11 protein-coding genes are annotated in these 11,691 nt (G+C 69.2%); 5 read left to right on the forward strand and 6 right to left on the reverse strand.

What is annotated here, in order from left to right; all coding sequences use genetic code 11:
• Positions 1-5: 5 nt before the first annotated feature.
• Positions 6-431 (reverse strand): c-type cytochrome, encoded by a 426-nt coding sequence (locus RT91_RS04090; RefSeq protein WP_007422213.1) that lies wholly within the window; start codon positions 429-431, stop codon positions 6-8.
• 211 nt (positions 432-642) lie between these two features.
• On the opposite strand from RT91_RS04090, the gene RT91_RS04095 reads away from it, so the two are divergent.
• Positions 643-1,338 (forward strand): SDR family NAD(P)-dependent oxidoreductase, encoded by a 696-nt coding sequence (locus RT91_RS04095; protein WP_011942340.1) that lies wholly within the window; start codon positions 643-645, stop codon positions 1,336-1,338.
• Positions 1,339-1,408: 70 nt separating this feature from the next.
• Here the strand turns inward: RT91_RS04095 and RT91_RS04100 are convergent, their stop codons facing one another.
• Positions 1,409-2,260: an FkbM family methyltransferase gene (locus RT91_RS04100; protein WP_007423240.1), complete on the reverse strand. Its 852-nt coding sequence runs from the start codon at positions 2,258-2,260 to the stop codon at positions 1,409-1,411.
• A 938-nt stretch (positions 2,261-3,198) separates the two neighbouring features.
• Between RT91_RS04100 and RT91_RS04110 the strand changes: the two genes are divergently transcribed.
• From RT91_RS04110 to RT91_RS04125, 4 genes are all read left to right on the forward strand, one after another.
• Positions 3,199-3,948: an isoprenylcysteine carboxylmethyltransferase family protein gene (locus tag RT91_RS04110; protein WP_240314178.1), complete on the forward strand. Its 750-nt coding sequence runs from the start codon at positions 3,199-3,201 to the stop codon at positions 3,946-3,948.
• A gap of 173 nt (positions 3,949-4,121) precedes the next feature.
• Positions 4,122-4,559, forward strand: coding sequence for a hypothetical protein (locus tag RT91_RS04115; protein ID WP_007423242.1), 438 nt, complete (start codon positions 4,122-4,124; stop codon positions 4,557-4,559).
• 158 nt (positions 4,560-4,717) lie between these two features.
• A complete protein-coding gene (locus tag RT91_RS04120; protein WP_007423243.1) occupies positions 4,718-5,233 on the forward strand; it encodes a DinB family protein in 516 nt (171 codons plus the stop codon).
• A 217-nt stretch (positions 5,234-5,450) separates the two neighbouring features.
• Positions 5,451-7,754 (forward strand): xanthine dehydrogenase family protein molybdopterin-binding subunit, encoded by a 2,304-nt coding sequence (locus RT91_RS04125; RefSeq protein WP_035185803.1) that lies wholly within the window; start codon positions 5,451-5,453, stop codon positions 7,752-7,754.
• A 6-nt stretch (positions 7,755-7,760) separates the two neighbouring features.
• On the opposite strand, the gene hemN is transcribed toward RT91_RS04125, so the two are convergent.
• From hemN to RT91_RS04145, 4 genes are all read right to left on the reverse strand, one after another.
• A complete protein-coding gene (gene hemN / locus RT91_RS04130) occupies positions 7,761-9,095 on the reverse strand; it encodes an oxygen-independent coproporphyrinogen III oxidase (protein ID WP_035185805.1) in 1,335 nt (444 codons plus the stop codon).
• 67 nt (positions 9,096-9,162) lie between these two features.
• A complete protein-coding gene (locus tag RT91_RS04135; protein WP_035185804.1) occupies positions 9,163-10,506 on the reverse strand; it encodes an NAD(P)H-dependent oxidoreductase in 1,344 nt (447 codons plus the stop codon).
• Between the two features lie 4 nt (positions 10,507-10,510).
• Positions 10,511-11,317 (reverse strand): phytanoyl-CoA dioxygenase family protein, encoded by an 807-nt coding sequence (locus RT91_RS04140; RefSeq protein ID WP_007422436.1) that lies wholly within the window; start codon positions 11,315-11,317, stop codon positions 10,511-10,513.
• A 30-nt stretch (positions 11,318-11,347) separates the two neighbouring features.
• The coding region (locus RT91_RS04145; protein WP_152982790.1) for an FCD domain-containing protein at positions 11,348-11,691 on the reverse strand (344 nt) is incomplete at its 5' end.

The following is an 11,691-nucleotide window of genomic DNA, read 5'->3' on the forward strand; positions in this document are numbered from 1 at the left end:
CTGCTTCAGGACTTGCCGGGATAGGGCAGCATCTTGATGCAGGAGGCGGTTTCGGCGTCCAGCTTCGTGCTGCCGGACGGATAGCCGTTCTGCTGGAGGATGTGGGCGAAGATCGCGTCATACTCCGCGGATTTGAGGCTGCCGGGCGCCTGGTAGGGCATCTGCGACTTGATGAAGGCGAGCAGCTGCGCGCCCGTGATCTTGGTGAATTCGAGATAGGACTTGAACTTCGCGCCACCCAGCGCCGGGCCCGACCCGCCGGAGAGGTTGGTCATGTGGCAGGCGGCGCAGTTCGCGTCGTAGAGCGTCTGCCCGGTCGCCGCCTGGGCGGCGGTGAAGTCGCCGCTGGCGCAGCCCGCCTGGGCGAGGCCCGGCAGCGAGAGCATCGCCGCGGCCGCCGCGGCGAGCAGGGCCCTGTGTCCTTTGGTCATGAATGTTCCCCATGTTCGGTTCGCCCGCGACCGGGCGGTGTTCTCATATTCGTTACGCGGCAGGTATATGAACCCTTCCATCCTGTAAAGCTGCGGTAATCCCGGCGAGAGAGACTGTTCCGCTTCGCCACGCCCGCGCCCCGCGGCGTCTGGCCGTGCGGGCGGGAATCGTCGTAGCCTCGCGCGAAACCGGGAATCGAGGAGAAGCGCCATGGCATCGGAACCGTCCTGTCTCATCATCGGCGCCTCGCGCGGGCTCGGTCTCGCCATGGCGGAGGAGTATCTCGGGCGCGGCTGGCGGGTGACGGCGACGGTGCGCGGCGCGGGGCCGACCGGCCTGCACGCGCTGGCGGCGCGGGCCGGCGGGCGGCTCGCGATCGAGCGCCTCGACATCAACGACGCGGACCAGCTCGCCGCCCTGCGGGCGCGGCTGGAGGGGCAGGTGTTCGACCAGCTGTTCGTGAACGCGGGAATCGCCAGCGATCCGGCGGCGCCGATCGGCGCGGTGAGCACCGAGACCTTCGTCGAGCTGATGGTGACCAACGCGCTCAGCCCGATGCGCGCGGTGGAGGCGCTGGGCGACCTGGTCGCGCCGGAGGGCGGGATCGGGCTGATGTCTTCCGGGCTCGGCAGCGTGGCCAACAACACGACCGGCATGTTCGAGGCCTACCGGGCGAGCAAGGCGGCGCTGAACACGCTGATGCGCAGCTATGCCGCGCGCCACAGGGACTCCGCGCGCAGCCTCGCCCTGGTGGCGCCCGGCTGGGTGCGGACCGACATGGGCGGGCCGCAGGCGACGCTGTCGATCGGCGAGAGCATTCCCCGCGTGGTCGACCAGCTGATCGCCCGGCGCGGCAGGCCGGGGCTGGCGTTCTTCGACTATACCGGCGCGGAGCTGCCGTGGTGAGGCGCTGAGGTGAGACGCTGACGCCGGTGTGGATACCTTTTCTCGGTATCTCGGCGTTCCGCAGACCGAACTATCTGCTGATGAAGCCCTTCAAGCGGCGTAGGGGTGCTGTCAGCCGCCACGACGTCGAGGCGTAGACCGATTCGAGTTCTTGTCGCACAGGATCCATGTTGAACAAAAACGATCTCAATGCGGAAATGTTATTGAGCCGCAGAACCACATCCTCGACGCATCCGTGCTTGACGAGATTGTCGTGCACAAAGACTTCAGATGACGGAAGAGGTGACCCCTGCGGGTCGGAAACCGAGAAAATGGACCATAATTGGGCCGCGAAGTTGAGAGGGTTGCAGCCCTGACACAGGAGCGTCCACGAATTGAACTCCATGAAGATGGGCGCCCGGCTCTGTTCAATGGTCCGCTTCGCTCCGAAAATGACCTGCGGCTCGTAACCTTCGACGTCCACCTTCAGCAGATCCACGGGGCGGCCTTGAGGGGTGGTCTGGAAGTAATCATCGAGCGTCACGAGTGGCACGGAAACGCTGCCGGCGCCGATCAGAGACCAGGGGCCATTGTCGCTGATCAGGACTTCACCAGTGCGGTCGCCGACCGCCGCGTTGACGAGCTTGCAATTCGTAAGGCCGTTGTCGGCGACATTGCGCACCAGAAGCTGAAAGTTCGACGGTACGGGCTCGAACGCGACGATGGTGATGTCGGGCCGCAGGAGAGCCGCCGCGACAACGGTGGCGCCGACATTCGCCCCAATATCCACATAGAGCGCATTCTCGGGAAGCGCCTTGATGAATCCCGACAGCGCATTCCCGGCCGTTTGCTGGCCGTCGAACGCGGACAGATATGCTGGATGAGCGCCCGACAGAGTGGCAGCCTTGTCGCCGACCAGAAAGCCAATCTGTTTGATGCTCATGGTTCATTCCTAAGACTTAATAATAAGAATGTGCCATACGTCTCTATTTTGTCCATACCGTCCAAAAGCAGGAGGATTCGTGCCGACCCCCCTCTTTGCGACGTCAATCGCGTTCATCTGGTGGGTTGCGGTGGAATGGGGCGGCTGGTCCCGCCGGGCCGGTCGTGGGGGGGCGCGTCGCCCTCGGTTTTCAGGCATGATCCGGGCGGAAGGTGATGGGCGGCCTCATCGGCGCGGCATCCGGCATGCGTGCGGTGCCAGTGCGGCACGGTTGCGCCGGGGTGGCCCGCGATCAGTGCCGGAACCATGATGAGCCAGACGGTCAACCGCATTTCTCCGGCACGGACTCAAGGCTCCCGGCGGCATCGCGGAGGGATGCCGGCCGCCTGGGGGTGGGTGGTGTTCATCGTGGCTTCCTAACGCATTCGCGCGGCGGCGTGATGAAATTCCCGTGACCGATGGCCACGGTGTCGCGAACCGTCCAGGGGTGTCGCTTCTTCGGCGGTGCGGTGACGCGGCGGCGCGCCATGTCGGGCCTGGCGTGGCCGGGCAGCGGATCAGATCGGGGTGATGCCGGGGATCGGGGAGAATGGCGAGCCGGCGCCCGGAAGCCGATCCCTGACATCCGGTCGCGAAGAGTCGAGGGGCAGGGCGCTCGTTCAGGTCAGAACGGGGACCGCCATGGTCACGATCGATACCGTGATCAGGATGCATAACGCGATCGAGATCCGTGATCGCTTGATGAAAATTCGCCGTCTCGCCGGTAATGCCGCCTGCACAGCCACCTCCCGTCTCATATCGTTAAAATATCAACCGATATTTGAATAAAAATTCAGTTAATAAGACAAAATTTTCTTGATTTCTGTACGGCGTCAATACGAGCATGAGGTGAGGAAGCGAATGCGAGGCTGGAGCGCGTTCCGATCCTTCAGGATCGGATGCAGCGCTCCATCATATCGATCATCATGGCATCCTTGTCCGATCGGACGACGCCCGAGGTGGTTTCATACCCCATGAAAAACGCCAGAATGCGAATGCTGATCTTGTGTCTGGCTGGCACCGGGCTCATTGCGCTCGTGCTGTTTCTCGCGGCGGGTACCGTGAGGTATTGGCAAGCGTGGGTGTATCTCGCGGTGAACGGCATCGCCGCCGTTCCCTACGTGCGATACCTGCTCGACAACCCGAGGCTGCTGGAGGCCAGGATGAAAGCGGGTCCGACGGCGGAGCAGCGGTCCGTGCAAAAGGGCATTACGCTGCTCGGCTTCATCTCAATCGTCGTCGCATTCATCGTTCCGGGACTGGATGACCGCTTCGGATGGTCGAACGTGCCGCCTTGGCTCGTGGTGACGGGCGATCTTCTGATCGTCGCGGGCATGCTCATGGTGTACCGGGTCGTCAAGGAGAACCCGTTCGGCGCCGCGACTGTCGGGGTCGTCGAGGATCAGAGGGTTGTCTCGACCGGGCCCTACGGGGTCGTGCGGAATCCGATGTATGCGAGCGCGCTGGTCTACCTGATCGGCATGCCCCTGGCGCTCGGTTCCTATTGGACGCTCATTCCCTCGGCCCTCACGGTTCTCGGCCTCGTCTGGCGCCTCCTCGATGAGGAGAATTTCCTCGCGCAAAACCTGCCGGGATACACGGAATACTGCACAAGGGTGCGCTGGCATCTGGTCCCCCTGATTTTCTGACGGGCCGTTGCGCCGTCTGCACGTTCGCCACGCGGGGCGGGGTGTTCGCCCGTCATGCGCACGGAAGCTTGATCGCGCCGGGGGGCAGCGCCGCCGCCGGACGATTGACAGGCCACGCCGCCGGGACGTTAGCTGTATTCCGGAATTGACATATATCTCTGGGAGGCTTCGTGATGACCCGGTTACCCCGCCCCCGTCTCGTCGGGGCTGCCCTTCTCGCCTTCGGCCTTGGCCTCGGCACGGCCGCCGCCGCGGGGCTTGCCCCGGCCACTTCGCCGGACCAGGCCGCGGCGGAGGGCTTGCACATCTTCAATCATGATCAGTTCGGCGGCGTGCGCACCTGCTCGTCGTGCCATGTCAATGGCGGCACCACGGCCGGCCACCTGCCGGGCGGCGCGAAGATCCCGAGCCTCGAGGGGGTTGCGGCGCAGTTCCCGAAATATAACGGCCATGCGCATCGTGTGGTGACGCTCGAGCAGCAGCTCGTCCACTGCATTCGCGGCGGCCTGCAAGGCAAGCCGCCCGGCGCTTCCAGCCCGCAGATGACCGACCTGATCGCCTATCTCACCAAACTCTCCAAGGGGGCGAAGATGGGGCAGCAGTTCAAATAGGGCGGATACCCGGCCCGCCCGCGCCGCCGCCGTTTCGCAATCACGCCGGGGACCGGCGGTTCGTTCGCGGGACTGCCGGTCCCGGCCCGTCATTCCCATGGCAATCCATCGGCGCTATGAAGACTGCGCCAAGCGGGATTTCCATGCGGAGGGCCACCATGGCCAATGCCGAATACGCGCTGACGATGGCCAGATACAATGCCTGGCAAAACCGGAACCTTCTCCGCGCGACGGCCCAGCTGCCACCCGAAGGGCGGGCGCTCGACCGGGGCGCCTTCTTCGGATCGATCGAGGCGACGTTCTACCACCTGCTCTGGGCGGACCGCATGTGGATGAGCCGGTTCAAGGGCACGCGGCCGCCCGAGGGAGGGATTCCGGGCTCGACGAGGTTTGACGGGAGCTGGGACGAATTCTGCGGGCAACGCGCCGCGATGGACCGCGAGGTGCTGGACTGGGCAGGGCAGCTGGATGCCGCCTGGTTCGCCGAAGATCTCGTCTGGTTTTCGGGCGCGCTGGGACGCGAGATTTCGAGGCCGAAGACCGTGATCGTCATGCATCTCTTCAATCACCAGACACACCATCGCGGCCAGATCCATGCCATGCTCACGGCCGCAGGCGTCAGGCCAGACGATACCGACCTTGCGTTCATGCCGGAGCACCCCGAAATCCTGTAAGCATCGGCGGCGCTGATCCGGCACGCCGGGCCGGCGCTTGTCCCGATCCTCGCGAACCTGAAGTTTCATGAGGACGCATTCGGCTGCGGGCCTGCCGGCCTGGCGGGGCCGGGGTTTGCGGGCCCGCGATGGCGGGGTATTCTGTTAACGTGCTGTTATTTCTCGACGGCCGTGGCGCTTCAAGGACGCTGGCCGGACGCGCGGGAGGGAGGAAAACATGGACGGATCGGGCATCTCGGGCCGGCCCACGCAATCGGCGCGCGACCGGACGCGCTGGGTGAGCGGGGCGGGGCGGTATGTGGCGGATGTGCGGGCGGAGGGCGCGCTGGCGGCGGCCTTCCTGCGATCGCCGCACGCCCATGCGGCGATCGTCTCCCTCGATGCGGCGGCGGCGCGGGCGATGCCGGGCGTCGTCGCGGTGCTGACCGGCGAGGATTGCGCCGCCGCCGGCTTCGGCAATTTCCGCGCGCTGATGCGCTACGGCGCCGAGGGCGAGCGCCCGCTCGTCGCCCCGTTCCGCCCGGTGCTGGCGCAGGGGCGGGTGCGCTATGCCGGCGAGCCGGTCGCCTGCGTGGTCGCCGAAACGCTCGCCGCGGCGATGGACGCGGCGGAGGCGATCGCGGTGGAGTACGAGATGCTGCCGCCGGTGGTCGGGCTCGACGCCGCGCCGGACGCGCCGCCGATCCATCCCGAGGCGCCGGGCAATCTCGCCTTCCGGCATGTGGCGGGCGACGCGGCATCGGTCGCCGCCGCCTTCGCCGCTTCGGCGCATGTGGCCGCGGTGCGGTTCGACCTGCCGCGCCTCGCCCCCTCCACGATGGAGCCGGGCGGCATCGTCGCGCGGTATGACGCGGCTTCGGGCGTCTATCACCTCGTCACCCCGCACCAGGGCATCAACGAGATCCGGCTCGATCTCGAGGCCGTGCTGGGTGTCCCGGCGTCGCGCATCATGATCGAGCTGCCCGATGTCGGCGGCGGGTTCGGCCTGCGCAGCCCGGCCTATCCCGAGCACGCCGCCCTCCTGCTCGCCGCCCGCGCCACCGGCCGGACGGTGCGCTACGTGCCGACGCGCGGCGAGGCCTTCCTCAACGACAATCACGGCCGCGGCACCAGGCTCGCCGGCCGCCTCGCGCTCGATGCCGATCTCCGCTTCACCGCGATCGAGATCGAGTATCAGACCGATCTCGGCGCCTATGTCACCACCGTCGGCGCCTTCGTGAACGTCCATAACGCGCTGCAATCGGGCACCGGCACCTACGCGATCCCGGCGGCGCATGCGCGGTTCGCGCAATATTTCACCAATGCCGGGCCGCTCGGCCCGTATCGTGGCGCCGGGCGGCCGGATATCGCGCTGCTGGTCGAGCGCCTGGTGGACGAGGCCGCCGCCGCGGCCGGCGCCGACCCGCTGGATCTGCGGGCGCGCAACGCGATCCCCGCCGCCGCCTTTCCCTGGCGCACCGCGCTGGGTGCCACCTATGACAGTGCCGACTATGCCGCGCTGATCGCCGCCGCCCGGGCGGAATCCGGCTGGGACGATATCGCCGCCCGCCGCGCCGAAGCCGCCGCGCGCGGCGCGCTTCTCGGGCGCGGCGCCGCGCTGTTCACCGAGATCGCCGGCGGCGGCGCGGCGGCGCAGGACGAGGCGAAGGTGACGCTGTCCCTCGCCGGCGGCCGCGCCGTCGCCCGGATCGAGACGGTCACCGGCGGCAGCGGGCAGAGCCAGGCGGAGACCTATGCCTTCATCCTCGCCCGCGAAACCGGGCTCGACCCGGCGGATATCGAGCTGGTGGCAAGCCCGCCCGGCAGCACGCTGGCCGGCGCCGGCTCGATCGGCTCGCGCTCGACGGTGAGCGCCGGCAGCGCGGTGGCCGATGCCGGAGCCGCCCTGCGCGCGCGGCTGCTCGCCCTCGCCGGGCTGCGCGCCAATGAAGCACCGGAGGACCTCGCCATCGCCAGTGGCGCCATCCTCCGGCGCGACGGTTCCCCGGTGATGACCCTCGCCGAGGCGGTGGCGGCTTCTGGCGGCGAGATCGCCGTCACCGGGGTCAAACCCGTCGCCGCGACCTTTCCCTCCGGCTGCCACATCGCCGAGGTGGAGATCGACCGCGAGACCGGGCTGGTCCGGCTCACGCGCTATGTCGCCGCCGATGATTCCGGTGTGCTGGTCAATCCCGTCGTCGCCGAGGGGCAGATCCATGGCGGCATCGTCCAGGGCGTGGGCGGCGTGCTGGGCGAGGGGATGCGCTACGATGCCGCCGGCCAGCCGTTGACCGGCAGTTTCATGGACTACACGATGCCGCGGGCGGCCGACGTGCCCGGTTTCATCACCCTCGACCTGCCGACGCCCTCGCCCAACAATCCGCTCGGCGCCAAGGGGCTGGGCGAGGCGGGGACGACCGGCGCGCTGCCGGCGGTCGCCAATGCGGTGGCGGACGCGCTGCGCCAGATCGGCGCCGCCCTGCCGCCGCTGCCCTGCACCCCGCTGCGGGTCTGGGAGGCGATCCGCGCGGCGGAATTTTGACCCCGCTCAGATCGCCGCGGCGTGCCGCCCCGCCTGGCCGAGCCAGGCGTCGAAGGCGGCGGCGGCATGGCGCAGGAAGGGCCGCCCGGCCTCGGTGATGCTGATGCGGCTGCCCTCGCGGTGCAGGAATCCGTCGGCTTCCAGCGGGGCGAGAGACTCGCATTCGCGGGCGAAGCGGGCGGAATCGGCGCCGAAGGCGGCGAGATCGACTTCGAGGTCGCACATCAGCCGCTCGATGATCGCCCCGCGCAGCCGGTCCTCGTCGTCCAGCGCCAGCCCCTTGGCGGTGGCGAGCGCGCCGGCTTCGATGGCGGCGAGGTAGGGCTGGGTGCCGACGGCGTTCTGCGCGTAGCCCTGCGGCAGGAACGAGATCGCCGAGGCGCCGAGGCCGATCAGCAGGTCGGAGGGGTCGACGGTATAGCCCTGGAAGTTGCGCCGCAGCGCCCCGGTGCCGGCGGCGCGCGCCATCGCGTCCTCCGGCCTTGCGAAATGGTCGAGCCCGATCCGCCGGTAGCCGGCGGCGACCAGCAGTTCGGCGGCGCGCTGCTGCTGGGCGAAGCGCGCCGCGACATCCGGCAGGGCGCGCTCGGCGATCACCTGCTGGCGCTTGCGCGTCCACGGCACATGGGCATAGCCGTAGAGCGCGATGCGGTCCGGCCCGAGGGCGAGCACCTCGCCGATCGTCGCCTCCAGCGAGTCGATGGTCTGGAACGGCAGGCCGTAGACGAGGTCGAAATTCACCGAGGCGATGCCCGCCGCCCGCGCCGCATCGGCGGCGGCTTTGGTCTGGGCCACGCTCTGGTGCCGCCCGATCGCCGCCTGCACCGCGGGCGCGAAATCCTGCACCCCGAGGCTGACGCGGGTGACGGCGAGATCGCGCAGCAGCGCCGTGGCGTCGTCCGGCAGGGTGCGCGGGTCGATCTCGATGGCGATTTCGGTCGTGCCATCCAGCGCGAAATGGCGGGCGAGCGCCGCATGCACCCGGCGCAGGAGCGGTGCGGGCAGGGCGGTCGGCGTGCCGCCGCCCCAATGGATCTGCCCAGCCGGCAGGCGATGGCCGATCGCGGCGGCGACGCGGCCGATCTCGGTCTCCAGCGCCGCCGCGTAGCGCTCCAGCGCGCCGACGCTGTGCACCGCGCTGGTGGTGCAGCCGCAGAACCAGCACATGGTGCGGCAGAACGGCACATGCAGGTAGAGCGAGGCGCGGGCGCCGGGCGGAATCGCGGCAAGCCAGAGGGCATGGTCCTTCGCCCCGGTCGCGGCGGAGAAATGCGGCGCGGTCGGATAGCTGGTGTAGCGGGGCAGCGGGCGGTCGTAGCGCGCGAGAAGGGCCTGTTCCATGCCTTCTCTCTGGGCCGCCGGCGCCGCCGCGTCGTTGATCGAGATCAAGCGGCGCGGCGGCGCTTCCTCAGGCGGCGCCGGCCTCGGCGCGGGGGGCGGCGAAGCGGCGCTCCATCTCCCGGCGCGCGGCGATCGCCGTTTGCAGCGCCGATCCGGCGGCGGCGAAATCGACATCGTCCCACCCCACCACCTCGCCCTCGGCGATGCCGCGCCGCAGCCGCGCGTGATGGGCGAGACCGATCGGCAGGGCGCCGGCGGCGAGGCTTGCCTGCGCCGGCAGCAGCTTGCCCCACACCGTGTAGCCGCCCTCGCCATCGAGCACCTCGCCGGCGGCGAGATCGCGCTTGGCGATGGCGACGACATCGCCGGCAAACCCGCGCGGCCGCCCGGTCGGCTCGCCGCGCAGGGCGACCGAGAGCACCGAGACGTTCAGTTCGAGGCCGATCAGGTGATAGGGCTTGTACATCGCGGCGTAACGGCCGGAGGCGTCGGTCCGCAGCCCGTATTGCGCGAAGCAGGCGGCGGCGTAGTCGTTCGGCGCCTCGAACACCGCATAGACGCCCCAGCGCAGGTCGCGGAACACGGGCCGCCCGTCGCGCTCCAGCGAGGAGACCACCTCGACCATGCCGGCGCGCTCCAGCACCCCGCCCGCCGCCCGCGGGCGGAGCAGATGCGGCAGGTCGTCCACCCCGCAGGCCGGGAAATGCAGGCCGGACGAGGGCACGGCGAGGCCGGTCGCATTGGCGATCGCCGCCATCTCGATCGCGGATTTGGTGCCGTCGAGGAAGGAGTTGAACATTTGCGGGTTCATCCCGCCCTCGCGGGCCTGCTCCGCCGTCAGCCCGTAATGCTGCCACACCGTATCCGGGGTTACGCCATGATAGAGCGGCAGGTATTTCGTCCCCTTGCCGGCGGCGACCACGGAAAATCCGCAGGCCCGCGCCCAGTCCACCATCTCGGCGACGAGGGCGGGCTGGTCGCCATAGGCCAGCGAATAGGTCACCCCCGCCGCGTCCGCCTCGGCGGCGAGCAGCGGGCCGGCCAGCGCATCGGCCTCGACATTGACCATCACCACCGGCTTGCCGGCGGCGAAGGCGGCGCGGGCATGGGCGATGCCGGCGGGCGGGTTGCCGGTCGCCTCGATCACCACGTCGATGTCGTCGCGCCGCAATTCGGCGCCGGCATCGTCGGTGAAGCGCGTGGCGGCGATCAGCGCCTCGTCCCAGCCGACGGCGCGGCAGGCAGCGCGGGCGCCGTCCGGCCGCAGATCGGCGATGGCGGCGACCTCGATGCCCCTGGTGTGCGGCACCTGCGAGAGGAACATCGAGCCGAATTTCCCGGCGCCGATCAGCAGCACGCGAACCGGCCGCCCGGCGTCGGCCCGGGCGGCGAGGAGGTGGGAGAGGTTCATCGCCCTATTCCGCCGCCGCGCGGGGCTGGGATGCCGCCGCCAGCCGCGCCAGCGCGTCGTCCGCCACCGGCACGATCGGCGCGAAATCCCGGTGCGCGATGAACTCCGGCCGCGTCGGCGTGCGGATGTAATTGGAGACCGCGTTGAGCGTGAGATAGACGATGCGGCGCGGATAGGGCGTGATGTTCCCGGCCGAGCCATGCACGAGATTGCCGTGGAACATCAGCACGCCGCCAGGCTTGCCGGTGGGGGCGACGATCCCGCCCTCGGCGACCAGCCGGCTCACCGTCGCCTCGTCCAGCGTCCAGAGCGGGTAGGAGGTGGTCTCGACATCGTGGCTCGCCTCCAGGTCGCCGGCATTGTGGCTGCGCGGCACCAGCAGCAGCGGGCCGTTGATCGGCATCACCTCGTCGAGGAACACCGAGATGTTCATCGCCCGCGGCTCGGGCATCCCGTCATCGCGCTTCCAGGTGCCGTAATCCTGGTGCCACTGCCATACCTCGCCGGTGAAGGCGGCCTTCGCGTTGATCTTGTACTGGTGCATGTAGACCTGCTCGCCGAAGAGCTGCTCGACCGGCCCGATCAGGCGGGGATGCGCGCCGAGCGTGCCGAAGGCCTCGTTATAGGTATGCGCGGCGAAGGCGGTGCGCGGCGCGCCGGTCTTCTCGCGCCACACTTCCGGGCGATGCTCGCGGTAGATCGCCTCGGATTCCCGCTTGAGCAGCGCCACCTCCTCGGGGCTGAACAGCTCGGGCAGGAACAGCCAGCCCTCGCGGTGGAAATCCTCGATCTGCTGCGGGGTGAGTTTCATGTCGTGTCCTCCTTGTCTGGTCGAATGGCGTCAGGCCGCCCGCGCGAGTTCGGCGAGGCGGCGGGCGGTGGTCTCGCCGGCATTGCGCGCATGGTCGCGCGCCGCCGCCTCGGCCCCCGCCTCGTCGCCCGCGCGCACGCGGGCGAGGATTTCGGCGTGCTCGCGCCAGGCGCGGGCGCGGTAGTCTTCGGTCTCCAGCACCGCCGCCATGGCGCGGGCGAGGGCGGGGAAATGCGGGCCGGTCATCGTCTCGAAGACCGGGTTGCCGGAGGCGCGGTAGAGCGCGCGGTGGAAGGCGAGATCCAGCCGCAGCAGCGCCGAGGCGCCGGCGGCGCCGCCGGCGGCGGCAACGATGGCGTCGAGTTCGGCGAGCG

This window comes from Acidiphilium sp. JA12-A1, from assembly GCF_000724705.2.
Lineage (GTDB): Bacteria > Pseudomonadota > Alphaproteobacteria > Acetobacterales > Acetobacteraceae > Acidiphilium > Acidiphilium multivorum.